22 protein-coding genes are annotated in these 24,479 nt (G+C 49.5%); 10 read left to right on the top strand and 12 right to left on the bottom strand.

Annotated elements, in window-relative coordinates; all coding sequences use genetic code 11:
• Nucleotides 1-45 precede the first annotated feature (45 nt).
• Nucleotides 46-480 (bottom strand): hypothetical protein, encoded by a 435-nt coding sequence (locus tag BUE76_RS04955; protein WP_143157479.1) that lies wholly within the window; start codon nt 478-480, stop codon nt 46-48.
• A gap of 14 nt (nt 481-494) precedes the next feature.
• A complete protein-coding gene (locus BUE76_RS04960) occupies nt 495-986 on the bottom strand; it encodes a hypothetical protein (RefSeq protein ID WP_073048603.1) in 492 nt (163 codons plus the stop codon).
• Between the two features lie 179 nt (nt 987-1,165).
• Here BUE76_RS04960 and BUE76_RS04965 point away from each other — a divergent pair, with 179 nt between their 5' ends.
• Complete coding sequence (locus tag BUE76_RS04965; protein ID WP_073048601.1) at nt 1,166-1,693, top strand: DinB family protein; 528 nt, start codon at nt 1,166-1,168, stop codon at nt 1,691-1,693.
• A 191-nt stretch (nt 1,694-1,884) separates the two neighbouring features.
• Here the strand turns inward: BUE76_RS04965 and BUE76_RS04970 are convergent, their stop codons facing one another.
• The 7 genes from BUE76_RS04970 to BUE76_RS05000 all read right to left on the bottom strand — a co-directional run bounded on the left by BUE76_RS04970 (nt 1,885) and on the right by BUE76_RS05000 (nt 7,548).
• Nucleotides 1,885-2,289, bottom strand: a complete 405-nt coding sequence (locus BUE76_RS04970) for a hypothetical protein (protein WP_073048599.1) — start codon at nt 2,287-2,289, stop codon at nt 1,885-1,887.
• A gap of 16 nt (nt 2,290-2,305) precedes the next feature.
• Entirely contained in the window at nt 2,306-3,028 is a 723-nt protein-coding gene (locus BUE76_RS04975) for a hypothetical protein (protein ID WP_073048597.1), read from the bottom strand.
• Between the two features lie 35 nt (nt 3,029-3,063).
• The gene (locus tag BUE76_RS04980; RefSeq protein ID WP_073048595.1) at nt 3,064-3,612 is read right to left on the bottom strand and encodes an RNA polymerase sigma factor; all 549 of its coding nucleotides are present in this window, start codon (nt 3,610-3,612) and stop codon (nt 3,064-3,066) included.
• 394 nt (nt 3,613-4,006) lie between these two features.
• Nucleotides 4,007-5,065: a UDP-glucose 4-epimerase GalE gene (gene galE, locus BUE76_RS04985; protein WP_073048594.1), complete on the bottom strand. Its 1,059-nt coding sequence runs from the start codon at nt 5,063-5,065 to the stop codon at nt 4,007-4,009.
• An 80-nt stretch (nt 5,066-5,145) separates the two neighbouring features.
• Nucleotides 5,146-5,499 carry a four helix bundle protein gene (locus BUE76_RS04990; protein WP_073048591.1) on the bottom strand — a complete coding sequence of 118 codons (354 nt, stop codon included), beginning with the start codon at nt 5,497-5,499 and terminating at the stop codon, nt 5,146-5,148.
• A gap of 83 nt (nt 5,500-5,582) precedes the next feature.
• A complete protein-coding gene (locus BUE76_RS04995) occupies nt 5,583-6,788 on the bottom strand; it encodes an inorganic phosphate transporter (RefSeq protein ID WP_073048588.1) in 1,206 nt (401 codons plus the stop codon).
• Nucleotides 6,789-6,900: 112 nt separating this feature from the next.
• Complete coding sequence (locus BUE76_RS05000; protein ID WP_073048586.1) at nt 6,901-7,548, bottom strand: DUF47 domain-containing protein; 648 nt, start codon at nt 7,546-7,548, stop codon at nt 6,901-6,903.
• A 169-nt stretch (nt 7,549-7,717) separates the two neighbouring features.
• On the opposite strand from BUE76_RS05000, the gene BUE76_RS05005 reads away from it, so the two are divergent.
• The 3 genes from BUE76_RS05005 to BUE76_RS05015 all read left to right on the top strand — a co-directional run bounded on the left by BUE76_RS05005 (nt 7,718) and on the right by BUE76_RS05015 (nt 13,784).
• Nucleotides 7,718-9,028 (top strand): hypothetical protein, encoded by a 1,311-nt coding sequence (locus tag BUE76_RS05005; RefSeq protein ID WP_073048585.1) that lies wholly within the window; start codon nt 7,718-7,720, stop codon nt 9,026-9,028.
• A 361-nt stretch (nt 9,029-9,389) separates the two neighbouring features.
• Nucleotides 9,390-12,179 (top strand): TonB-dependent receptor, encoded by a 2,790-nt coding sequence (locus tag BUE76_RS05010; RefSeq protein ID WP_158069928.1) that lies wholly within the window; start codon nt 9,390-9,392, stop codon nt 12,177-12,179.
• Between the two features lie 144 nt (nt 12,180-12,323).
• Nucleotides 12,324-13,784, top strand: a complete 1,461-nt coding sequence (locus tag BUE76_RS05015) for a hypothetical protein (protein WP_073048581.1) — start codon at nt 12,324-12,326, stop codon at nt 13,782-13,784.
• A 243-nt stretch (nt 13,785-14,027) separates the two neighbouring features.
• On the opposite strand, the gene BUE76_RS05020 is transcribed toward BUE76_RS05015, so the two are convergent.
• From BUE76_RS05020 to BUE76_RS05030, 3 genes are all read right to left on the bottom strand, one after another.
• On the bottom strand, nt 14,028-15,209 hold the full coding sequence (locus BUE76_RS05020; RefSeq protein WP_073048580.1) for a hypothetical protein: 1,182 nt from the start codon (nt 15,207-15,209) through the stop codon (nt 14,028-14,030).
• A gap of 124 nt (nt 15,210-15,333) precedes the next feature.
• Nucleotides 15,334-16,407 (bottom strand): sensor histidine kinase, encoded by a 1,074-nt coding sequence (locus BUE76_RS05025; protein ID WP_073048579.1) that lies wholly within the window; start codon nt 16,405-16,407, stop codon nt 15,334-15,336.
• Between the two features lie 162 nt (nt 16,408-16,569).
• Nucleotides 16,570-17,247 (bottom strand): response regulator transcription factor, encoded by a 678-nt coding sequence (locus tag BUE76_RS05030; RefSeq protein WP_073048578.1) that lies wholly within the window; start codon nt 17,245-17,247, stop codon nt 16,570-16,572.
• 357 nt (nt 17,248-17,604) lie between these two features.
• Here BUE76_RS05030 and BUE76_RS05035 point away from each other — a divergent pair, with 357 nt between their 5' ends.
• From BUE76_RS05035 to atpE, 6 genes are all read left to right on the top strand, one after another.
• Nucleotides 17,605-19,812 (top strand): hypothetical protein, encoded by a 2,208-nt coding sequence (locus BUE76_RS05035; RefSeq protein ID WP_143157478.1) that lies wholly within the window; start codon nt 17,605-17,607, stop codon nt 19,810-19,812.
• 254 nt (nt 19,813-20,066) lie between these two features.
• Entirely contained in the window at nt 20,067-21,842 is a 1,776-nt protein-coding gene (locus BUE76_RS05040) for an ABC transporter ATP-binding protein (protein WP_245798433.1), read from the top strand.
• On the top strand, nt 21,842-22,045 hold the full coding sequence (locus BUE76_RS05045) for a hypothetical protein (protein WP_073048575.1): 204 nt from the start codon (nt 21,842-21,844) through the stop codon (nt 22,043-22,045). Before BUE76_RS05040 ends, BUE76_RS05045 begins: the two co-directional genes overlap by 1 nt.
• Before the next feature lie 2 nt (nt 22,046-22,047).
• Complete coding sequence (locus tag BUE76_RS05050) at nt 22,048-22,536, top strand: nucleotidyltransferase (protein WP_073048574.1); 489 nt, start codon at nt 22,048-22,050, stop codon at nt 22,534-22,536.
• A 181-nt stretch (nt 22,537-22,717) separates the two neighbouring features.
• Nucleotides 22,718-23,896 carry a F0F1 ATP synthase subunit A gene (atpB, locus tag BUE76_RS05055; RefSeq protein WP_073048573.1) on the top strand — a complete coding sequence of 393 codons (1,179 nt, stop codon included), beginning with the start codon at nt 22,718-22,720 and terminating at the stop codon, nt 23,894-23,896.
• Between the two features lie 103 nt (nt 23,897-23,999).
• Nucleotides 24,000-24,248, top strand: a complete 249-nt coding sequence (gene atpE / locus BUE76_RS05060) for an ATP synthase F0 subunit C (protein WP_073048572.1) — start codon at nt 24,000-24,002, stop codon at nt 24,246-24,248.
• Nucleotides 24,249-24,479: the final 231 nt, after the last annotated feature.

A 24,479-nucleotide genomic window follows, 5' to 3' on the forward strand; every position in this document is an offset into this window, starting at 1 on the left:
TGGTATTATATAAAAAGGCCTGCAGCGATGCAGGCCTTTTTATATTTAATAGTTTTCTAAAACCTCCATGGGATCTTGTTTGGCCATATACAACATATCAGAAATGCGGTATGCTGTATATTTTCTATTTCCAAGGGGTTCCACTAAGTAGAACTTATCTGTCATTATGGGCGTTTTACTTGCCTTTACATACTCAGTAAACCGCTTGTAAGTAAGCAGATTCGACTTCACTAATTTTTTTCTTAAAACAATACAGTCATCTTGTAAGTAGGTGAATCTTAAAATTGAGAAGTTGAAATTACTATCAATTTTTTCTAAGTAAACCCATTGTGTATTATTTGAATCAGGTATCTCAGTAATGTTGATTAAACTAGTCTTGAGAAGATAATATGTTTTATTATCCTGTGTGGTTTGTCCTTTAGTTATTAATGTTGAAATACCACAACTTAATAGTAGTAAACTTTTTTTGATGAAACCCATTTCCAAAACGTTTATCATTCTAAAATCAAAGTATAATGCGTTTTTGATTTATACATTTGTCGTCCAATCCTAAATACCGCTTCATGTTTTTTCAGAACTACTGGGTTGTCTAAGTTATTGCCGGAAAAAGAACAACAAGGTGCTTCCGGTAACCTGATATAAGCAACTGCTTTTTGCCCGGAAACAAAGATTAGGTAATTCCATCCCTCTGTCTGATCATTTTCAGAAAGTAAAAGTTGGTTTCTGTTATCAATATATTTTTGGAGGGTATCTTCCATTGAACGAGAGGCGTACGGTCTTTTAATTACAAGAATATCCCATTCAAAATCATTTATTGCCGTATCAAGCGATAAATGGGTATTGCTACCCAGCGTTACAGCGCGCTGGAGTTTTGCTCCCAGCACCTCATTGGGTTCCAATTTTTTACAACTACAAAAACTAAGGGCAGCAAAAACAAGCAGGCTGTACAATAAAGCCTTGTTCCCAATGAATTTGTCAGTAAACATAAGCAGGCTGGTTGCGGGTGTGTATTGAAGACAGCAGCAATTTAGGCAATCCCTAGGTAGTACAAATAGTAGCTGATACTGCGTAAGTGGCTGAAACAGTAACTTTAGGACAAGCGGTTTTGCTTAAAACGCGCAAACCCGCATCTTCGAACTCCCTTTTAACCCCAGAAACTAGAACGATGACTGAGCTGCAACACCTGAAAAAACAATTGACAGATTCCTGGAGCGGCGAGCCCTGGTTTGGCCGCCCTGCCCTGCAATTGCTGGAAGGCATCACCGACGCGGAAGCTTATTACCAGCCCGCCGGCCAGCACAGCATTGCCGAACTGGTATGGCATATGGTCAACTGGCGGGGATTTGCCGTGAGCAGGGTATTGCCGGATAATGAAAAAGACCTCCATTATTTTGAAGCCAATGACTGGCGGGAAGTGTCGGCAGACGGGCCCTACAATTGGCCGGAAGCGGTAGCTGCCCTGCACCGTTTGCAGGATGCTTTGTTGCAGGCATTAAACGCAATGACCGATCAAAAACTAGGAGAAAAAGTGGTGGAGCGTACTTATACTTTCCGTGAACTGCTGCATGGCATCATCCAACACGACATCTACCACTTGGGGCAGATTGCTTATGTGTTGAAAATAATCAGGGCCGAAAAAAGCAGGGAAACAATTGCGGCAGCAGGAACAGCATTGCTTTTATATAACGGATAAGTATAACCGTAAACTGTAATCTGCTGGAAATGAGGTGCGCCGGATCGTTGCCGGGTGTTCCTGACAGCTACAGAAAGTCTGGCGTAAAAAAAAGGCCTGCCCTGAAAAGAGCTGGCCGTTGCTAACCTATGAAAAACACCAGTTTCAAATATAGCTGAAAATGTGTTTTCCCACAACGGCCAGTATTTTTCCTAATTTTTTCTTCCGCGGCGGTCATCGCGCAGGTTGTCCATACGATCCTGGCGCAACTGCTTGACGCCTTCAATAAAGTCGCGTTCGTAGCTGAACACATCGTTGCTGCGCTTATCGCCCACTACGTTTTTGAACTGGTTGCGGTAGTTAAGGCGCAGTTCCACCACTTTTTGTTGCAGTACCAGGCGGTCGCCTTTATGATCCTGCGTGGTTTTGCGCAGGTCGTTGAGGTAGTTGAGGTAAATGGGGCTAAACTGCTGCGCTTCGCTTTTGGAAAGGCCCAGCCTTTTTTCAATGTATTCGGTCATGCGTTCCCGGACGCGGCCACCCGGGCCGTCGTCTTCTTGCGCAAAACCGGCAAAGCTGCATAAGCAGCAGAGGAGTAAAGTGTAAAAATGTTTCATCATCGGCATTTCCTGCTTAATTGATCAATTCTGTTTCTGCGGGCAACTGGTTGAGAAAAGCGTCCAGCTCGCTGCTGGAAACATCTTTCAGCACAGTTCTTACCTCTTTTGTGTTTCCCTTCTGCTGTGCCATTTCATTTCCACTCACTTCGGTAGACATGATAAAGGCTTCCAGTTCCTGGTTGCTTACCTGGTCCAGGGTATGGGCCACCCAGTCATCAGGATCATTGGCTGGGTCTACGGCGCTGGGTTTTTGCTGGTACAAAATTCCGCCTAGCACCAAAGCTCCAGCCAGTACGGCGGCCGCGGCATACTGCATCCAGCGGCGGCTGCCCATCGATATCACTTTTGCTGGCTGGGGTTTTACCGCTTTCCATACCTGCTCCGAAACCTGTGAAAAATACCCGGCAGGTACCGAATATGGGTTTTGACGCCCTTCGGCGGCCCAGCCAGGTATAGAATCTTCCTCCCGGAGGGTACCGGAAGCAAGGTTTTGGGTAAAATAATCTGCAGGCAAGCTGTAAGGGGTTTTCTTCGACAGGCCGGCCAGTAGGGGGGATAGCCCTTCCATTTCCTCGGCAGCAGTGGCAGCAGTTGTTCCTTTTATCCTAGCCAGCACTTCAGCGGCAAAGTTTTCAAAGTAACCTTGGGGCAGATCAAAAACGGGCATGTGCACATCAAAAGGCAAACTGCTGTTCTGTAGTTCCAGTTCTCGCTGTATGTCGTTGCGGCTATTCATGATGCGTTCCTATGACTTTGTATGGAGGCCAAGGTTTAATGATTGGTGATAAAGTCCTCTATTTTTTTCACCGCGTGGTGGTAGCTGGCCTTGAGGGCGCCGGCACTGGTTTCCAGCACCCGGCTCATTTCCTCGTAAGGCATTTCGTCGTAATACCGCAAGGTGAATACCACTCTTTGTTTTTCGGGCAGCTGTTGGATGGCCAGTTGTAGCTTCCACTCCAGCTTATTGGCGTCGAAATGCCGGTCGGCCTTTACCTGATTGGCCAGCCCACTCTCGCTGTCGTCGAGCGGCAGTGCCGAGCGCTTTTTCATGCTTTCCAAAAAACTCAGCGACTCGTTGGTGGCAATGCGGTAAAGCCAGGTATACAGCTGCGATTCCTCTTTGAAATTGTCGAGTCCTTTCCAAACCCGGATAAACACGTTCTGGAGCACATCGTTGGCATCATCGTGGGTCACCACCAGGCGGCGGATATGCCAGTACAGGCGTTCCTGATATTTTTTGATGATGGCGGTAAAAGCAGGTTCCCGGCTATGGGGCTGGCGAAACCGGGCCAGCAATTCAGGGTCGGTCAACTCGGTCATTGGCAAAGCGGGTTTGGGGTCAATCAGTCGTATACTGGACGGTTTGGGGTTAAAGATAGGGTTGTTTCACGCAAAGGCACCAAGGAGCTAATCCGCAAAGATGGGTGGCTCGCAATGGCGCTAAGCCGCAAAGGTTAGTTTGTATTCGCTAATAATAAGGAGCAAAGCTGCGAACAGCAGTTAGTCAATAACGCTGAAGTATACGCAAGACCCTTTGCGCCTTCGCGCCTTTACGTGCAACCTTATCTTATCGTTTCATCTTGGCTGCGTAGCAGCGTTGCGTGAAAACCTTTGCGTCTTTGCTCCTTGGCGCCTTTGCGTGAAAACATCAACCTGCAATAAAAAGCCGCTCCCCAAACGCAGGAAGCGGCTCAATAGTATGTATCAGGTTGCTTTAGTTCAGCTGGGCATCTACCATGGCAAACAGTTGCTTGTCTTCTTTCAGGCGCACTTCCCATTTCCAGGCGGTGTCCATCATCTCGTCCAGGCCGTACTTGATTTCCCAGCCCAGGCGGGTACGTGCCCGGTCATTGTTGGCATAAATGGCCACCACATCGCCGGGACGGCGCGGACCCATGCTGTAGTTGAGCTTTTGCCCGCTCACCTTTTCAAAAGCATGGATGGCTTCCAGCACGCTTACGCCGTTGCCGGTGCCCAGGTTCAGCACTTCGCAGCCGCCCAGGTTGCGGCCTTCTTCCAGGTAGCGGATGGCCAGGGTATGGGCATGCGAAATATCGGAAACATGGATATAGTCGCGGATACAGCTGCCGTCGCGGGTGGGGTAGTCGGAGCCGTGTACGCTTAGTTGGGGCAGCTTGCCAATGGCGGTTTGGGTGATGGCCGGTACCAGGTTCATGGGCTTGCCAATGGGCAGTTCGCCTATTTCGATGGATGGATGCGCACCTACGGGGTTAAAATAACGCAGCAGGATCACACTGGTAGCGGGATTGCTTTTCTGGAATTCGCTCAGGATCTGCTCGCCCATTTGCTTGGTATAACCATAAGGGGAGGCAGCAGGCTTGGGCGGTGTTTCTTCGGTAACCATCTGTTCGTCGGGGTTGCCATATACGGTACAGGAAGAAGAGAACACAAACCAGGGCGTCTGGAACTCCTGCACGCATTTCAGCAGGTTGATGAGCGATACCAGGTTGTTTTCAAAGTACATCAGCGGCTTTTCCACCGACTCGCCTACGGCTTTGTAGGCGGCAAAATGAATGATGCCCGCGATGTCGGTATTTTCCTGAAAGATGGCGTGCGTATCGTCGAAGGAGCAGAGGTCAACTTTGTAGTGCTTTACTTTCTTGCCCGTAATGCGTTCCACGCCCTGCAGGATGCCTGCATTGGAACGGGAATTATTGTCTACGCAAAGCACATCATATCCGTTCTCTATCAAATCCACAAGCGTGTGCGAGCCTATATAACCGCACCCACCCGTTACCAGAATTTTAGCCATGAGGTAAGAGTTGAGGAACTAAGGTAGGCAAAAAAAAGGCCATGGATGGTGGACGATGGACCATGGACAATTGACGATGTTTAGGGGAGGCTGTTGCGGTAAGCTGTAATCATTTTGCATAACTGTTCATATCTCGTGTACAGTTGTTGGTATGGTGTGTCTGCAATGTATGTTCTGCGCTTTGCCATCATCAGGCAGGCTACAGTTTCTATAGCAGATTTCAGGGCGATGTTCAGGAATCTTTTTGTTTCCGGATTGGTGCTGCCAGTCGAGCCTTCCGCTATATTGAGTACAACCGAATCAGCTGCACGTTTTATTTGATGGGACAGGCTAAACATTTCAGCTTTGGGAAAGCCCTGTACAGTGCAGTGAATTTCATCTGCCAGATCGAAAGCCAATTGCCAGACACGGAGGGTTTCAAACTTAAAAGGCATCTTGTTTCCGAAGAAACAAAATGCCTTTTTAAATTACAAGTTTCTGTCACCATCGTCTATGGACGATGGACCATAGACCTATCTTACAAAAACAGCTTTACAATATAAAACACCCCAGCCGCCAGCAGGGCACTCACCGGGATGGTGAGGATCCAGGCCCAGAGGAGGTTGATGGTAACACCCCAACGTACCGCACTCAGGCGTTTGGTGGCGCCTACACCAATGATGGCACCGGTGATGGTGTGGGTGGTACTTACGGGTATTTTCAGCGCCTCTGTGGTGAAGAGGGTAATGGCACCGGCCGTTTCGGCAGCAACACCTTCAAAAGGCGTCACCTTGGTGATGCGGGTACCCATGGTTTTTACAATCTTCCAGCCGCCGCTCATGGTACCCAGGCCAATGGCTGCATAGCAGGCCAGCGGCACCCAGGTGGGCATTTCTTCAAACGAAGAGATGGAACCATGTGCAATCAGTGCCGCGGTGATGATACCCATTACTTTCTGGGCGTCGTTGCCGCCGTGGCCGATGGAGAAAGCAGCTGAAGAAACCAGCTGTAGCTTTTTAAACCAGGCGTTTGCGCGGGCTGCATTGAGCGTATTGAGCCAAAAGGTAAACAGGGCCAGTACCACCAGGATGATGGACAACAGGATCCACTTGAAGTTCTTGGAATAGAAGATCACCTTCATGGCATACGACTCGTAGTGTGTAGCCAGCTTCTCGGGGTTGGTTTCCAGGTTGGCGTACAGGAACCAGGCCACGCCTGTAAGAATGATCAGGGACAACACCTTGGGACCTGCACCTTTTTTGAAAGAGAAGATAAACCAGAGGGAAATGATAAAGGCAAAGAGCATGCCCACAAAGGGCGCCAGCAGGATGAAAGAAGCCGTCTTCAGGATCACCGGCGCATTAACGGCATCGATGCCGCCAGCAGCGATACCCGCACCGGCAAAACCACCGATGAGCGTGTGTGAAGAAGAAGAAGGAATACCAAACCACCAGGTAAACAGGTTCCATGCAATAGCAGCGATAAGACCTGCAAATACCACGGTGAGCATGCTGGCAGACTCTACATTCTCGGGCTTTACGGTTTTGGCAACCGTATCGGCCACGCCGTGGTCTTTAAATATAAAGAAGGCAGCGAAGTTGAACAGTGCCGCCCAAAGCACCGCCTGGAAAGGTGTCAGCACCTTGGTGGATACAACGGTGGCTATTGAGTTGGCCGCATCGTGGAAGCCGTTGATATAATCAAAGACCAACGCGAGTGCGATGATGACAATGAGGAAAGTCATGGGAGTAATGTGCTAATTAGCTAATTGGCTAATGTGCTAATTGGGCCTCAGCTAAATGTAGTGAACGATTGAACTGAAGCAGATTAGCACATTAGCCAATTAGCTAATTGTTTTAAGCGTATTTAACAATGATGGATTCAATCACGTTGGCAGCGTCTTCACACTTGTCGGTGGCGGTTTCCATCACCTGGTAGATCTCACGCTTCTTGATCACTTCCTTCGCATCGGACTCGGTGGCAAAAAGGCGCTCGATGCTCATGTCGTAAATGTCGTCAGCCTGGTTTTCCAGCGAGTTCACTTTTACCAGCGACTCGGTGATGAGGCGCATGTTCTTCATGTCGCGCAGTTCGCCTACGGCCTTACGTACCTCGCATGCGCTCTGGCCGATGATCTCGGCCAGTTTGTGGAAGCCGGTATCATTGGGGTTAACACGGTAGAAGTTGATCTTTTTGGCAGAAGCATAAATATAGTCTGCAATATCATCGAGCGAAGAAGCGAGGTAGTGGATGTCTTCCCGGTCAAACGGTGTAATGAAGTTGCGGCCCAGTTCGGTGAAGATGCGGTGCGTGAGCTCGTCGTTGGCATGCTCCAGGTCTTCCATTTGCGCGGTTACCTGTTGGCGTTTGTCAAAGTCAGGTTCGTTCACAACCTGAGAGAGCAGTTTCGCCATTTTCTCAACGTTGTCAGCACATTCTTCAAAAAGGCTGTAAAACACTTTGTCCTTTGGCATGAAGAGTTTCATGAAGGAGTTCAAGGCCATAGAGTATCTGTTTAGAGGCCGCAAAGTTATAGCAATGCATGTTGGCACACTTGTTAAGGGGATAATTAATGATTTGGTAACATAGCCTATAACATTGAGTTCACAAACGGTCCCAATTTCGTGTCCGCATTAATTGCAGGTTATGCCTGCATGATCAAATGGTTAATTCATGAAATCTGTTCTTTTTATCGTTGTGGCCGCATGTGCTTTATTCTTAATGCCTTTTAATGCAGCTGCGCAACGATATCTCACGGAGTACGACTCTACCTTGTTTATCCGTGATACCGTCCGACCCGTAGTGAAGCGTATGGAAAACCTGTACTTCTCCGGCTATATACAGCCGCAGTTCCAGGTAGCCCAATCAAAAGGAGCACCTTCTTATGAAGGCGGAAATTTTTCCGAGTTCAGCAATAACCGTTTTATGTTGCGCCGTGCCCGTGTGAAGCTGGATTATTTCTTTCCTTCCAAAAACAGCAGTTTCCCTGCAGCGCTTTTTGCCTTCCAGTTTGATGCCACCGAACGTGGGGTAAATGTGCGGGATATGTATGCCCGTGTATTTGAACCAAAGGGGCACAACTTTGCGCTTACCATGGGTATTTTTGCCCGGCCATTTGGTTATGAAATAAACCTCTCTTCGGCCTTCCGCGAAACGCCTGAACGTGGCCGTATGTCGCAGATACTCATGCCCACCGAACGCGACCTGGGCGCCATGCTGAGTTACGAGCCACAAAAGAAAAAAGGTAAGTTCAAACCCTTTAAGTTAGATGTGGCACTGGTAAACGGTCAGGGACTTGCTCCCGGCGGTACTACCGATTTCGACCAGTATAAAGACCTGGTCAGCCGCTTTACCCTCAAGCCCATACCCGTTGGCGGTCTGACCCTTTCGGGTGGATTATCGCTGCTGAACGGCGGCTGGCGGCAGGCCACCAAGTACAAATGGACCATGTCCGATAATAGCGGCAAATACAACTTCAACCTCGACTCCAGCCTTTCCAACCTGGGTGGAAAGGCCGAACGCCGGTACTATGGCGCCGATGTGCAACTGGTAAAGAAACATGGCTGGGGTAAAACAGAGTTCCGCGCCGAATACTGGCGTGGCTTGCAACCCGGCACTGCCAAAACCACTACCAACCCCGGCATCCTGCCCCTTGATCCTACATTTATCCGTCCTTTCGACGGAGGCTTTTTTTACTTCCTGCAAAACCTGGGCAACAGCAAGAACGAGTTGATGGTGAAATACGATTGGTATGATCCCAACCGCAAGGTGGGTGGTCCCCAGATTGGTATGAATGGCGGCGGTTTCACTGCAGCAGATGTGCGTTTTGATACCTGGGGTGTAGGCTTGACGCGCTGGCTCACCGACCGGGTAAAGTTCCTGGTGTACTACGATTTTGTAAAAAATGAAAAGACCAGTGTAGCCGGGTATACACAAGACCTCAAGGATAATATTTTTACGGCCCGTTTCCAGTTCCGCTTTTAAACCAGCAGAATTGTATGATCAGGAATGATTGGTAAAATGAAGGACTAGCTGAGTGAAAAATAAATGAACGGTAATCAGCATTGCCCCGCAAAGACGCGGGGCAATTTTTTATAAGGTATTGTGCTGTGGTAAGTTCAATGTTTATTTGGTCAATGGATCTAAATCATTCGATGAAGCATAGCCCAGTTCAAAAGCAAAGCGCACCGGGTGTGAATCATGCAAACTGCATCATACAAATTATTCTTAATCATACAAATCTGCGGTTCTTAATATTGGGGTAACATTCAGTTCACATACTGTTAATGTGGGGGTAACAAAGCGGTAACATACTACGCATTGTTTTGCAGGAAATTTGATGCGCATGTCCGTTAGGCTACTCTTGACCAACTTCCTCATCCTGCTCTGTGCCACTGCCTTTGCGCAAAACCTGCGCCTCACCGGCAAGATCACCAACGATAAAAACGAACCGGTACCCGGCGTTTCGGTAAGTGCCAAAGGAGGCAGCGCTACCACTACCAATGTGGAGGGGGTATTTGCCCTTGCACTTGCTGCTGGCAAGTACGAACTCTCCTTTACCGCTGTAGGATATGCGCCCAAAACCATCAGCGATGTGGAAGTAGCAGCTAGCGGCAACAACCAGCTGAATATTGTACTGGAAACTTCTTCCAAACAATTGTCTAATGTAACGGTTTCTACTACCCGCTCTACCGCACGCCGCGAGAGTGTAAATGCCATCGTTGCGTTCCAGAAAAATACCAATACCGTAGCTTCTGTAATTTCTGCAGAAACCATCCGCCGCTCACCCGACCGCAATACCGGCGAAGTGCTGAAGCGTATTCCCGGCGCCTCTATCCAGGAGGGCCGCTTCCTGGTGATCCGTGGTTTGGCCGACCGCTATAATATGGCCATGCTGAACGGTGTTCCGCTCAGCTCAACAGAGCCCGACCGCAAAACCTTTTCTTTCGACCTGATTCCTTCTTCCATGATTGATAACATCGTTATCAACAAGGCCTTTGTTCCGGAAATGCCCGGCGACTGGGCCGGTGGCCTGGTACAGGTAAACACCCGCGATATTCCTGCCCAGAACTTCTTCAACATCTCCATCGGTACCGGTTTCAACAGCCAAACCATTACCAATAATTTTTACACCTATAAAGGTGGTAAACTCGACTTCATTGGTGTAGACGATGGTACCCGTGCACTGCCTTCTGGTTATACTACCAAATCGCAGTTCCTGGCTGCTTCGCAAGAGCAAAAGAATGCGGTTGGACTGGCCATGGATAATGTGTGGTCGGCCAACACCATTGCCACTCCTTTGAATTCCAACTTCCAGGTGAATGGTGGTTTTAAAAGCACTTTGTTCGGTAAAAACATGGGCGGCTCTTTTGGTGTAAACTACCAGCGCAACAGCCGCTTTCAAAAGCTGCAAAACAACCAGTACACCTTTCCCAACCTGGGTGTTGATTACGAGTTCAATGATGACCGTTACACACAGGATGTGCTGCTGGGGGGCATGGGTAACCTCACCATGGACCTAAACAACAACAACCGCATTTCTTACAAGGCTTTATTCAACGTAAATACCAACGATTATGTAACACTGCGCAACGGTACCGAGAACTTTGGCAGCACCACATTGGATAGCGTGCGTGCCCGTGAGCTGGGTTTTCAGCAAAACACTTTCTGGAGCAACCAGCTTACCGGTGAGCACAACCTGCCTTCGGTAAAAACCAAGCTGCGTTGGTATGGTTCCTTCAACATCCTGGATGGCTATGTGCCCGACCAGCGCCGTATATTTTACCGCAAAGACAACGGCAGCACCAACGGTTACCAGATGCTGGTATCCAACACGCTCAGCCAGCGCAGCGGCAACCGCTTTTACCAGATGCTAAACGAGTATGTGTACACCGGTGGTGGCGACCTTACCAAAACCTATACTGCTTTTGGCAAAACACAAACCCTAAAGGGCGGTTACCTCTTCCAGGTGCGCGACCGTTTGTTTGATGCCAATCCTTTCTCTATCGCATTGGTTGGTTTTAATAACGACCTTACCCGCCAGGAGCCCGAGCAGGCTTTTGCACCCGCCAACTTCACCAGCACCGGCGAGCAGGGCAAATTTTACTTTGATGCCATCCCCGGCAACCGCTTCCGCTACATGGCCAACACCATCCTGAATGCAGGCTTTGTACAGTTCGACAACCAGGTAGGCGATATGCGTGTGGTGTGGGGTGTGCGTGTAGAAGACTACGACCAGCTGGTGGGCAGCCCCAGGAAAACCGACTCGCGTCATATCAATACGCGGGTGCGCGACTTCCTGCCCGGTTTGAATGCAACCTATAAACTGAATCCTAAAACCAATATTCGCCTGAGTGCTTCACAAACCGTGGTACGTCCCGAGTTTCGCGAACTGGCACCCTTCGAGTTCTACGACTTTGAGCTGAACGCCGCCGTGGTAGGTAACCCCCGCCTGGAACGCACCAAGGTTACCAATGCCGACCTGCGGTATGAGCTTTATCCCCGCGCCGGTGAAACCTTCAACCTGGGTGCTTTCTACAAATTCTTCGATAAGCCCATCGAGCAGCTGTTCTTCCAGGCAGGTGGCGGAGCCTCCTCTTTTGCCTTTGCCAACCCACAAAGTGCCCAAACCTTTGGCGCAGAAGTGGAGCTGCGCAAGCGCCTCGACTTTATTGGGCTGAACAATTTCACCTTCCAAACCAACCTGGCCTATATCCACAGCCGCATCATGGATGACAGCCTGAAGGCTGCCGGCTTCTCCATCGATCGCCCGTTGCAAGGCCAGAGCCCCTACGTGGTGAATGCCTCCATCATGTACGACAACGAAAAGGCCGGCCTGAACGCCACCCTGTTGTTCAACCAGATTGGCCGCCGTATTTACCTGGTGGGCAACGTACTGCAGAATGTACCCGATGTATGGGAAAACCCCCGCCAGCTCTTCGATTTCCAATTGGGTAAAAAGCTGATGAAAAACAAAGGTGAACTGAAGTTGAATGTATCAGACATACTCAACCAACGCCTGATCTTTCATCAGAATGCCGACAGCAACGAAAAGTATAACGAAGGCACCGACCGCGTACGCTTCAGCCGCCGCATGGGCAGCAATGTGAGCGTGAGCTTTGGATATAATTTTTAAGAAGTGAATGGGGAATGGTGAATCGTGAAAAGTGAAAGGTGAAACGTCAAACGTGAAAATCACTAATCGCTAATCACCAATCACCAATCACAAATACCCAATACCCAATCCCCTATACCCAACACAACACCCGAATTTCTTTTTATGAAACGCATACTTTTTCTCTCAGTAGTACTTGCATCTGCCCTGTTCAGCTGTCGCAAAATTGAAGTGGACGGCGATGGTATCACTGTGGTGCAACCCGGCAATGGTGGCAGTACCCGCCAGACCATTACCCTTACCGGACGTATCGACAGCAATATGACGCTGACTGCAGCCAACGATTATGTACTCGATGGCTTCACCTATATCATGCCCAATCGCACCCTTACCATTCAGCCGGGTGTAACCGTTAAAGCGAATTTCACTGGCTCCAATGTAGGTGCCCTGGTTATTACCCGCGGTGCTAAAATCGTTGCCAGCGGCAATGCTACCAATCCCATCGTATTTACTTCTGCCAACACCACGCCCCGCAGCGGCGACTGGGGTGGCATTGTGATCTGCGGTAAAGCGCCTGTAAACACTACTTCTACTGCTGGTGCCGGCACTTTTGTGGTGGAAGGTGGTATCAACACCTCCGATGGCCTGGGTGTGGCAGGTGGCACCGATGCTGCCGACAGCTCGGGTGTGCTGCGTTATGTGCGCATCGAGTATGCCGGTTATGCCCAGCAGCCCGACCAGGAGATCAACTCGCTGACTATGGCTGCTGTAGGTAGCAAAACCGTAGTGGAATACGTGCAGGTTTCGCATGCCAAGGATGATGCTTTTGAATGGTTTGGCGGTACGGTAAATGCCCGTTACCTGGTGGCTTACAAAACACAGGACGACGACTTCGATACCGACAACGGTTTCAGTGGTTCGGTACAGTTTGGCCTGGTGTTCCGTGATTCCTCCATTGCCGATATCAGCCGCTCCGAAGCTTTTGAAAGCGACAACGACGCCAGTGGTACCGCCAACCAGCCCAAGACCCTGGCCGTGTTCAGCAATATCACTGCCATCGGTCCCCGCGCTACACTAACCAATGTAGGCAACCCGCTCTACCTGGCAGGTGCGCAAGTCCGCCGCAACTCCGGCATCTCTATTTACAACTCTGTATTTATGGGCTGGCCGCAGGGTGTGCTCATCGACGACAGCCGCGGTCTGGTATGGGACGATGTGCAGGACAGCACCGTACGTTTTGCAGGCAACCTGATTGCCGGTACTGCTACGCCTTTTGGTTATGCTTCCGGTACCCTTGCTACGCCTCCCGCTACTGCTGCCGGTGTAGACGCCTGGTTCCGCGACCCTTTCTATCGCAATACCGTACTGGCCAACAACGAGCAGGTGGGTTATACCCGTCCGTTTGATTACACCAACCCTGACTTTTCGCCCTTTGCTGCTGGTACCATCAGCATTCCAGGCTTCCCTTCGGGTCCCAACCCCATCGTTGGTGCAGCTAATGTAACCTATACCGATACCCGCATCGCTGCCCGTCCTTACATACAGGCGGTAACTTTCCGCGGTGCCATTGGTGCCAGCGGTGAAGCCAACAACTGGTATAAAGGCTGGACCCGTTTTGGCAACTAAGGTCAGTTGAATAATAGCTTCAAGCTATCAGCTTCAAGCTGCAGGTGCGTAATGCAAGCTGCAGTTTCCTTGATCATCAGTGTACAATTTCAGGTATACTTACCCTTTAATAGAAAAGCGCTCCTTGTAGAGGAGCGCTTTTCTATTAAAGGGTTATTGATACGATCAGGGCTCATTTGAAACAAAACCGAATCCAACTTGCAGCGAATAGCTTGCGGCAAAAGATCCTGTTTTACACCGCCATCACTTCGGCGTATAAGCATATGCAATTTCATACGACTGGTGCTTGTATTCCTGCGGTAATTGCCCAACGCCCAGGTCGTATCGTTGTGGCGAAGGTTCGCAAACAGTATAGCGCTTGCCACCGTATTCAATGGTAGTGCCCGAAGGCTTTTCCAGTTGTACCGCAAGTGTTACATGGCTGGGATAAGCCAGCACAATCATGGGCAGGTTGTACAGTTCTTTTACCAGGAAGAAGAACAAGGCAGCGCGGTCTTCACAGTCGCTGTATTCCGATAGCAGGGTTTGCTCCGGCGACAACCTTTTTTCACTGCCAAATGCCTCTCCATCGGGTTTGTACAAAAAGGCATAGCGGGTAAAATGAAGCAGGAAATCGATGCCTTCTTTTTGCTTCAGCTTGCGCACCTGTTTCCTTAATTCGGGTATCAGCGATTCGTAAGTAGGCCTGCTGATCGGCATGTTGAACTGCACGTTGTAATCCACTACGGGGTAGTTGGAAAACAACTGCTTCATCTGTGTATTGAGCTTGATGCGAAAGTGGTACTGGCTGTTGCCTGCTTCGTAGGCTACCTGCTTTACGGTATAATCTGCATCCCTGAAGTTGGGCAGCTGGTGTACCTGGTACGAAAATGCTTTTGCCGTGGTGGTTAAAGGCAATTGAATCGCTTCAAACTTGTTTTGGTTGAAATCAATGTTGCCATAATCGTGGTAGTTGAGGCAAACGTATTGTTTGCCGTCCTGCATACGGAATGGGATATTGTAGATCGTTTCATCACTTTGTACATAAAACAGGAGGTACCTGCCGCTCCAGGTAAGCCGGGTATCGTAACCCGACTGAGCCAGCAGCCACCATTTGTACAAAGTATAGCGGTAGTAGTTATCAGCCTTTGGACTAAGCTGCTGGGCCACTTTACGCACCAGCTGGTAGTACAACCAGTCATCAATGGGATGCCGCTGGCGGTAGCGCATCAGTGCAGCAACATAGGGCGCCATTTTTTCGGCAGGCAGTTGTGCTACAAACTGTTGTACCGAAGATGCCGAACAATCGGTTAGGGGAGCGGGTGCAAAAGGCTGGGGTACCAGCACCGTATCGTCGTAGCAATACAATGGAACCATGGCTTCCTGCGACCAGGAGCTTTTGCCCACACCAAGCAACACCAGCAGTATCAGCACTTTTATGTTCAACGTAATTGAAATTACGAAAACATAACAATAAGGTAATATGCAATCTGCGGCTTATGGAGTTGGTGTTGAATTAACCTTAGCTGTAGCTAAGGGCAACCCGTTGTTGAAGGCGATGGACCATGGCCTATCTTCTATCATCCATTGCAGTAAGTTGTCTTTCCCTGCGGGCTACATCCAGCGAAAAGCCAAAAGTGCTGCCAACGCCTTCCTTGCTGCGTACATGCAGGTTGTAACCATGGGCTTCAATGATGTGTTTACAAATGGATAGACCCAGCCCGCTGCCCTTCAGGTCGCGGCCCCTGCCTTCCTGGGTGCGGAAGAAGCGTTCAAATACGCGGGAGATATATTTTTCTGGAATCCCCATGCCGTCATCGGAAATCTCTACCAGCACGTGTTTGCCATCGGTATTATACACACTGGCGATGGTATTGCCATTGCGGCGGCCGTACTTGATGGAGTTGTCTACCAGGTTGATGAGCACCTGCCGGATCTTGTCTTTATCGCCAAATACTATTTGCCCCTGTTCACTGCCTTTTTTAAACGAAAAGGTGATATTGTGCTGTTCGGCTTTAAGCGCCAGGGTTTCAAAAGCTTCGCGAATCAGGTCCTGTACGATAAAGTTCTGGCGGTGGAGCTTCAGTTCGCCGCGTTCCAATTTGGAAATTTCGTCCAGGTCCTGGATCAGCCGCGAGAGGCGCTCCACGTTCTGGCTTGCTTTTTCAAGGAAGCGCCGGTTGACCTCGGGGTTTTCGAGGGCGCCCTGCAATAAGGTGTCCACATAACCTTGTATGGCAAAAACAGGTGTTTTAAACTCGTGCGACAGGTTTTGCAAAAACTCTTTGCGGAACTGCTCGTTCTTTTTCAGGATTTCGATCTCGTCCTTTCTTTTCTGCGCCCATGCCTCCACATCCAGGCGCACTTCATCAAGTGTTTTCTGTGGCAGGATGTACTTATAATAGGTCTCTTCCTTTTTGCTGGCCTTAGTGTGGTAGATAAACTTGTAGATCAGCTTGATTTTGCGGAATATAAACCGCTCGAACATGGTCATGATCACCAGGTAGCTGCCCAGGAAGAACAGGACAAAGGCACCCAGGCCATAATGCCAGTTTGCCTCCAGTATCCACACGCCAAGCCCGCTGGGTACAGCCAGGATGAGTGCGGTAAGTGCCGATAGCTGGCGGGAAGTAAGGTCTTTCATGAGTAGAAGAAGTGAGGGAAGTCAGGAAAGTCAGTAAAGACGGAAATGACAGGAAAGTCGGAGGACGGAAAATTCAGTAAAGACAGGTGTGAAAGTATTACCTTCTATTTAGGCCCGGTTCTTTCCGGACTTTCCTGTCTTTTCCGTCTTTACCGTCTTCTCTCAGAGCTCAAATTTATACCCTACACCTTTTACGGTAGTAATACAATCCACACCCATCTTCTGGCGGATTTTGCGGATGTGTACGTCAATGGTTCGGTCGCCTACAATAACATCATTGCCCCATACCTGGCTCAGGATTTCGTTGCGCAGGAACACGCGGCCGGGTTTGGTAGCCAGCAGGTGCAGCAGTTCAAATTCCTTTTTTGCCAGGGTGATCTCGCTGCCTTCGTATTCGACCACAAACTTTTCGGGGTCGATCACCAGGCTGTCGATGGCAATGGAACTGCTGTCGGGTTGCTTGAGCCGGCGGAAAAGGGCGGCCACCTTGCTCAGGAACACCTGTGTGCTGATGGGTTTGCTGATATAATCGTCGGCGCCGGTTGTGAGGCCTTTCACCTGGGTGGCTTCGTCGCTCAGGGCAGTGAGGAAGAGGATCAGGGTGTCTTTGAACTGGGCCTGTGCCCGCAGCAGTTCGCACACTTCCACGCCAGTTTTCCGGGGCATCATGATGTCGAGGATCACCAGGTGGGGGTTAAACTTCTTGGCTTTATCCAAAGCTTCATCGCCGTCCTTGGCTGTTGCCACCTCGTAGCCTTCCTTTTCCAGGTTGTACTTCAAAAATTCCAAAATATCAGGCTCATCATCGGCAAGCAATACCTTTCGGGCCTTGGTACTCATATGTTTACTAATTGTTACCAGCAAACCTAAAACAAATAGATTACCCTGAACGGGCCTTTACATGAAGTTTATGTAGAGTTAATAAAAACTTAATGGAACCGCAGATTTGTATGATTAGAAGGGATTTGTATGATTTTACCTTCCTGCTCTTTCACCTATAGTAAGAGAAAAGTAAGATCCTTTCGAAAATGTTTCTTGTTTGTTCAAATGCATTGTTGCCTTTTGCAAAGCTGTATTAAACAATAAACGCGCTTTAAGCTGCCTGATTTTCCACTTCTTGCCCCTGAATTCTTTTAAATCATTCCTAATCATACAAATCAGCGGTTATATGGGTATTAAATTTGCGCTATGTGGCTGATGCGTTTTTTAGATCGAACCCTGTTGCTGCTCGTGGTTGTGCTGTTGGGAACCCAGGCGTTTGCCCAAAGCAGTGCCTCATTGGTGGTAAAATATAAAGCCGATATCCGTCGGCAATTGTTCCATGATTATGTAGACCGGGAGCAAAGGGCTGCCCTTGCCGCCGATGGCAACAGGAGTACCGGCTTCCAGGTATCTGCCGATGATGAACTCAACTACCTGGTTACGGAGGCCCTCACTACTACGGTGGACCGGTTGCAGCGTACCATTGAAACCGATTCGGCCCTCACCCATACCCAGAAGGTTGCCTATATCCGCGGACTGGAAAATATCCTGAAGAAATTTGCTGCCGGTTATAAAAGCAGGCAGTTTCTGGCTTCCAGCCTGCCGCAGGCGCTGAGCCGTTACGAGGAGGCCGTAGTGCTCGACCGTGCCGGTCGTCCAATCGATAACCTGGTGAAAGGCGCCCCCTTTGCCGTTGCCGATATGCTGGTAGGCAGTGGTGCTTTTGAGCAAAATCCCGGCATCCGGCTGGCCAAGAACGATGTGGTGCGCAAGTTTGTACAAATTCACCCGCAGCGCACCTTCCAGCTGCTGAACGAAAACCCTGACCTGCCTTTCCGCGATAGCCTCGTGCTGGTAGTGGGCCGCAAGTACCCCCGCCTCCTGTACGATTATGCGGCGGCCAACAATGCCCTGGGCCGGGCCATCCGTAAAATTGATGACCCGTTGGTGCAAACCGTTTCCAAAATGGCTACCAGCGGCGGCTCGGGACAAATCTATTTTGCTTTTTTGGACAACCTGCTAAAAGGCCGCATGTCGCTGTCCACCATTGATTCGGTAAAGAACGATGAAGTAAGGTTTTACCGTTTGCTGGTAAAAACAAGGCTCGATTATGTGCGCCGCATCCAGCAGAAAGAAGAAGTGCTGGAACTGGCAGCTCTTACCGATATGCTGGAACGCAGGGCCCGCAACATATTTATCAAGGAGATCAACGGCCTGCACGAGCAGCCCGATGGGGTACGTTTCCGTATTCTCAATCAGCTGACGCCGCAGGAATTGTATTACCTGGTAGTGTCGGGTGAAAACGAGATCTATACTTCCAGCTATACCCGTGGTGTTTATCCCGTGATGATGCAGAAGATCGGCAACCGCGGCGATTCGCTGCTGGTGTCGGTTGGTTTTGACCGTTTCCGCAAATTCATCAAGATCGCTGCCGGTTTCAACACCCTCAACGGCTTCCTGAAAACCTTTCCCAGTCCTGACGATTCAAGGGTGCTGATGACTGCTTTTGTAAACGGCCTGGAGCGTACCACCAACCTCGAAGATGGCGTGGACATTGCCGATTCCTATGTAAGCATTTCGGAAGGCAACCCCGAACTGGCCGACTATGTGCTGGAGCTTACCAAATATAATTACGAGAAAAACCTGGCCGCCAACAACCAACGCGGCAAGGTGATGTATAACCTGTTGCAAAAGCTGTTTCTCTCTGCCGACAGCAGCAATAAGATCGACCTGTCGCAAGAGTTTGGTATTCCGCCGGTGTACAATATTCCTTATAACAACCTTGCCGATACCGCCAGCCGCGTGGTGATGCAGGTATTTTTTTATGGCGATGAAGACGGCACCAATATTTACCAGGGTTTCCTCCGCCAGTTTGGGGGCAGCAACTGGAAGATTACCTATGCGCCGCAATGGGTGCAGATCAGTTCCACCAGGGGCAAGCCCATCCTGATTTTTGCCAACAAACCCCTGCCCGAAGAATCCGGCAAGGACGAGGAAGCACAGGATGCGCTGAGTGCCTACCTGTCGGAGAAGGGCATGGAGCCATCCATCATCATCCACCGCGGGCATAGCTATTACGCCGAAAGTACCATCGAGCATATACTGCCTTCGGCTAAAATAGTGTTCATGGGCTCCTGTGGCGGCTACCACCTCATACACGATGTGCTGCAGCATTCACCCGATGCGCACATTATTGCCTCCAAGCAAATTGGTAAAACGGTTATCAACCAGCCCTTTTTCAACCTGCTGACCGAAAAGATGCGCAATGGACAGGGTATTGAATGGATACCTTTCTGGAACGAATTCAAACGCACCGCAGGCGGTGTAGACGGTTTTGAAGATTATATCCCGCCGCATAAAAACCTCGGTGCCATCTTTATTAAGGCATATAATAAATCGATGGGAGCGGAGGAGGAGGAATAGTGGGAAGACGGGAAAGTCGGTAAAGTCCGGAAAGTCAGTAAAGACGGGAAAGACAGAAAAGAAGAAAAGGTCAGTTTGGCAAGCTCCTTTTCTTTTGCAACCAAGAACATCAATAGCTAATTGGAAGACTTCAAAATCGTCTTTCCGGACTTTACTGACTTTTCTGACTTCCATCTCTCCTTTCTCTTCCGTCTTTTCCAGTCTTTCCAGTCTTTCCCGTCTCCCTACTACCTTTGCACCCTAAACCAAAAATCTTGAGCACCTCAGAACGGAAGCAGTTTTTCGACATGGCCTTATTAAAGCGGGTGCTTCGCTTTACCGATCCTTACAAGGGCAGGTTTGTGCAAAGCCTGGTGCTGTCGGTACTGCTGGCGGCTTTTTCGCCGGTGCGGCCTTACCTCATCCAGCTTACCGTAGATAAATACATTACCAACCAGGTGGCCCAGATGGTCATCACCATCACTATTATCCAAATTGGTTTCCTGATCCTGGAGACGGGAATGCGGTTTTACTTTTCCTACATCACTTCCTGGCTGGGCCAGCGCGTGGTACACGACCTGCGCACCAGGGTGTACCACAAGGTGTTGCACCTCAACCTGCGCCAGTTTGACAAAACGCCCATCGGTACCCTCACTACCCGCACGGTGGATGATATCGAAAGGGTAAACGACATTTTTGCCGATGGCCTGATACCGATCCTTGCAGATATGCTGTCTATCCTCTGTATCCTGGGCATTATGTTCTGGACCGACTGGCAGCTCACGCTCATCTGCCTTATTCCTTTCCCCATCATGATCGTGGCCACCTATGTGTTCAAGGAAAGTGTCAATAAAAGCTTCCACACGGTGCGCAACGCTGTGAGCAACCTCAACGCCTTTGTGCAGGAACACCTCAGCGGGATGCAGATCGTGCAGGCCTTTGCACGGGAAGAAAAGGAGTACGAGAAATTTAAGGAGATCAACAAGGTGCACCGCGATGCCAATATCAAGGCCATCTTCGCTTACTCTGTATTTTTTCCCATCGTGGAAATTGTGTTGGCGCTGAGTGTTGGCCTGGTGGTGTGGTGGACTTCAAAAGAAGCACTTGGCCTCAACGAAAGCCAGTACGGAAAAGTAGTGGCCTTTATCATGTACCTCAACCTCCTGTTCCGTCCCCTCCGCATCATTGCCGATAAATTCAACGTGCTGCAAATGGGCATCATCGCCTCCGACCGGGTGTTCAAGGTGCTGGACAACGATGATTTTATTCCACCCTCTCCTGCTAATGCTTTTACCCCTGCCGAGGTAAAAGGAAAGCTTGATTTCGACCATGTCTTCTTTTCTTATGTAGAAAATACGCCGGTGCTGAAGGATGTGGATTTTTCGGTAAACCCCGGCGAAACCGTTGCCATCGTTGGTCATACCGGCAGCGGCAAAAGCACCATTATTTCCCTGCTCAACCGCCTGTACGATATCCAGCAGGGCCGCATCCTTGTAGACGACCGCGACATCAAGGAGTGGGACCTCGAAACCCTGCGCCGCAACGTGGGCGTGGTGTTGCAGGATGTATTTCTTTTTGCCGGCTCGGTACGCGATAACCTGACCCTGCGCAACCCGGCAATTCCGCAGGAAAGGGTAGAAGAGGCTGCCCGCCTCATTGGTATGCACGACTTTATCCTGCAACTGCCCGGCGGTTACGACTACAATGTAATGGAACGCGGCGCCACACTTTCGCTGGGCCAGCGCCAGTTGCTGTCGTTTATCCGCGCCTTATTATACAACCCCGCCATCCTGATTTTGGACGAGGCTACCTCTTCTATTGACACCGAAAGCGAGCAGCTGATTGAGCGGGCCATCCAGAAGTTGATTGCAGGTCGTACTTCCATTATCATTGCCCACCGCCTCAGCACCATCCAGCGGGCCGACAAGATCATTGTGCTGGACAAGGGCGAAATCAAGGAAATGGGCAGCCATGCCGAGCTGATGGCAAGGGGCGGCTTTTATCGTAAATTGCAGGAAAGCCAGTTGGAAAAGAAAACTATTGTGGTGTAATGAACGATACTCCAAAAAATAACACACCTGTTGACACGGACAAGCCCGCCGGTATGCGGATTTATGCGAGTGCAGCAGAGCAGGAGCTAGACCGTTTAAAGGAGGCTTTACGCCGTACACCAGAGGAAAGGTTTAAATTCTTAATGGTGTTAATGCGTATGCAGCGAACCATGCAAGCCGCCAGGTTTATAAATGATAAATAGGTATGGACCTCTTTGACTCCGCATTTGTTGACCTTTGGCGATGCCTCAACGAGAAGGGCGTACGCTACATTCTTGTAGGTGGATTTGCTACAAACCTGCACGGCTTTCAAAGATTTACCGGGGATGTCGATCTATACCTAGAGGATACGCCTGAAAACCGAAAGAAGTTCAGAGCGGCTTATTTTGCCTATGGTATGGGAGATTTTGCAAGCATCGAAACTATTCAGTTTGTACCGGGTTGGATAGATTTTGCTTTGCAGAACGGCATTCGGTTAGATATAATGACTAGCATGAAAGGGGTGGATGTAGGTTTTGAGGAGTGTTACAATTTAGCCCCCCGTATGGAAATAGGTGGACAGGTAATTCCAGTTTTACACTTAAACCATCTGTTGGATAATAAAAGAGCGGTTGCTCGTTTAAAAGACCAACTAGATGTTGAAGAGCTGGAAAAAATAAAAAAGTTACTTGACCAGGACCAAACTGGCAGCTAAATACTTGTTTCTTCCTGCTACTATGAACATGGAAACTGCCCTCAAATGTGGAACCCGCACTTAAACGCCACGTCTACAACCGCTTACACACCGGGATAAATGGTAAAGCTCCTATAAAACAGGAATAGCCCCCGGTTTTTAATATGCCCTCCTTATCTTTGCGCCAAATTTGCGGAACAGTATGATCAGCAGACGCGTAAAAGGCTTATTGGTGGCGGCTTTCAGCTTCCTGACCCTTACTTTTTCTAATGTATCGGTAGCACAGGAACACCACAATGATGGCGAAACTGCGCATGAAGAGCAGGTACACCTGGAAGACACTGAAAAAGAAGGTGAAAAGAAGTTTGATGCCAACGAGGTAATCTTTGGTCACGTTTTGGACGCCCACGAATTCCACTTCTTCAGCTGGAAAGGCGCCGACGGCCACGACCACCATGCCACTATTCCCCTGCCCGTAATCCTGTATTCGCCTACCCGTGGCGTAAGCACTTTCATGTCCTCGGCTTTCGAGCACGGACATGCTGAAGTGAATGGCTACAAACTGGTGGGTAACGACGTTGTTCCTGTTGACGCCAACGAGAAGGTGTATGATTTTTCCCTCACCCGCAACGTGGTGCAGATGTTTATCGCACTGGCCCTGCTGCTGGTACTGATGACCGGTGTTGCCAAACGTTATAAGAAAGGACATGGTGTTACCTCTGCGCCTACTGGTTTCCAAAACGCCATTGAACCCGTGATCACTTTTGTGCGCGACGAGGTAGCCAAGCCTAACCTGGGCCACAAGTACGCGAAGTTCATGCCCTTCCTGCTTACCGTATTCTTCTTTATTCTTATCAACAACATCTTTGGCCTGATCCCCGGGTCGGCCAACGTTACCGGTAATATTGCCTTTACCCTGGTGCTGGGTGTGATTACCCTGCTGGTGGTAAACTTCAGCGGCAACAAGCACTACTGGGGTCACATCTTTAACCCCCCGGTGCCCGGCTTTGTGAAGTTCATCATGGTGCCTGTGGAAATCCTGTCGATCTTCACTAAGGCATTCGCTCTCATCATCCGTCTGTTTGCCAACATGCTGGCGGGTCACATCATCATCATCTGCCTGATCTCCCTGATCTTCATCTTTGGTAATATCAGCACCATTGCCGGTGCCGGTTTCTCGCCCATCTCTGTTGGCTTTGCCGCCTTCATTTATGTGATCGAAGTACTGGTAGCTTTTATCCAGGCGTTTATCTTCACCAACCTTACGGCGGTATTCATCGGCCAGGCGGTAGAAGAAGGTCATGGTCACGGCGATGAGCACCACGATGCACATGGTCATGTGGAGGATACGCTGGCACCTACGGAGCCGGTAATAATTTAGCTTTTAGCCTTTAGCTATTAGCTGTTAGCCAGAGCCAACAGCCAAAAGCTAACCGCCAACAGCTTTTCTCAAGTGTTTTTTTCATCTATATAAAACCCCTATCATGGATTTATTATTTGTTCTGTTGAGCACTGTACCCTGGGCTAACGCAGGTGGTGCGATTGGTGCTGGTCTGGCTGCTATCGCTGCTGGTATTGGTATCGGTCAGATCGGTAAAGGTGCTGTTGAGTCAATTGCTCGCCAGCCTGAAGCCGCCAACGACATCCGCGCTAACATGATCCTGACTGCGGCCTTTATCGAGGGTGTTGCCCTCTTCGCCGTAATCGCAGGTATCCTGGCGATGTTCGTTTAATTGGGCTCAACCCAGAAAAAGTTGCTGCTCCCAAAGCACAGGGCGGCGGGAGCAGATACTTTACTTAATTAGCTAATTGGCCAATGTGCTAATGGGCTAATGATGAAAACAACAGCGGTCATTAGCTAATTAGCCAATGTGCTTATTTGCTAATGACAAAACACAAGCAAAACAGTATAAACATCGGGACTTGTCTTAATTAGCACATTATCACATTAGCTAATTAGCACA

The organism is Cnuella takakiae (assembly GCF_001953305.1).
Classification (GTDB): Bacteria; Bacteroidota; Bacteroidia; order Chitinophagales; family Chitinophagaceae; genus Flavisolibacter; species Flavisolibacter takakiae.

Coding starts and splice junctions, on each gene's coding strand:
- BUE76_RS04965 (WP_073048601.1), top strand. CDS start 1,166: ATGACTGAGCTGCAACACCTGAAAAAACAATTGACAGATTCCTGGAGC.
- BUE76_RS04975 (WP_073048597.1), bottom strand. CDS start 3,028: ATGAATAGCCGCAACGACATACAGCGAGAACTGGAACTACAGAACAGC.
- BUE76_RS05025 (WP_073048579.1), bottom strand. CDS start 16,407: ATGAAAGACCTTACTTCCCGCCAGCTATCGGCACTTACCGCACTCATC.
- atpE (WP_073048572.1), top strand. CDS start 24,000: ATGGATTTATTATTTGTTCTGTTGAGCACTGTACCCTGGGCTAACGCA.
- BUE76_RS04995 (WP_073048588.1), bottom strand. CDS start 6,788: ATGACTTTCCTCATTGTCATCATCGCACTCGCGTTGGTCTTTGATTAT.
- BUE76_RS05045 (WP_073048575.1), top strand. CDS start 21,842: ATGAACGATACTCCAAAAAATAACACACCTGTTGACACGGACAAGCCC.
- BUE76_RS05015 (WP_073048581.1), top strand. CDS start 12,324: ATGAAACGCATACTTTTTCTCTCAGTAGTACTTGCATCTGCCCTGTTC.
- BUE76_RS05035 (WP_143157478.1), top strand. CDS start 17,605: ATGCGTTTTTTAGATCGAACCCTGTTGCTGCTCGTGGTTGTGCTGTTG.
- BUE76_RS05000 (WP_073048586.1), bottom strand. CDS start 7,548: ATGGCCTTGAACTCCTTCATGAAACTCTTCATGCCAAAGGACAAAGTG.
- BUE76_RS05030 (WP_073048578.1), bottom strand. CDS start 17,247: ATGAGTACCAAGGCCCGAAAGGTATTGCTTGCCGATGATGAGCCTGAT.
- BUE76_RS04960 (WP_073048603.1), bottom strand. CDS start 986: ATGTTTACTGACAAATTCATTGGGAACAAGGCTTTATTGTACAGCCTG.
- BUE76_RS04970 (WP_073048599.1), bottom strand. CDS start 2,289: ATGAAACATTTTTACACTTTACTCCTCTGCTGCTTATGCAGCTTTGCC.
- atpB (WP_073048573.1), top strand. CDS start 22,718: ATGATCAGCAGACGCGTAAAAGGCTTATTGGTGGCGGCTTTCAGCTTC.
- BUE76_RS05010 (WP_158069928.1), top strand. CDS start 9,390: ATGTCCGTTAGGCTACTCTTGACCAACTTCCTCATCCTGCTCTGTGCC.
- BUE76_RS04980 (WP_073048595.1), bottom strand. CDS start 3,612: ATGACCGAGTTGACCGACCCTGAATTGCTGGCCCGGTTTCGCCAGCCC.
- BUE76_RS05050 (WP_073048574.1), top strand. CDS start 22,048: ATGGACCTCTTTGACTCCGCATTTGTTGACCTTTGGCGATGCCTCAAC.
- galE (WP_073048594.1), bottom strand. CDS start 5,065: ATGGCTAAAATTCTGGTAACGGGTGGGTGCGGTTATATAGGCTCGCAC.
- BUE76_RS04990 (WP_073048591.1), bottom strand. CDS start 5,499: ATGCCTTTTAAGTTTGAAACCCTCCGTGTCTGGCAATTGGCTTTCGAT.
- BUE76_RS04955 (WP_143157479.1), bottom strand. CDS start 480: ATGGGTTTCATCAAAAAAAGTTTACTACTATTAAGTTGTGGTATTTCA.
- BUE76_RS05005 (WP_073048585.1), top strand. CDS start 7,718: ATGAAATCTGTTCTTTTTATCGTTGTGGCCGCATGTGCTTTATTCTTA.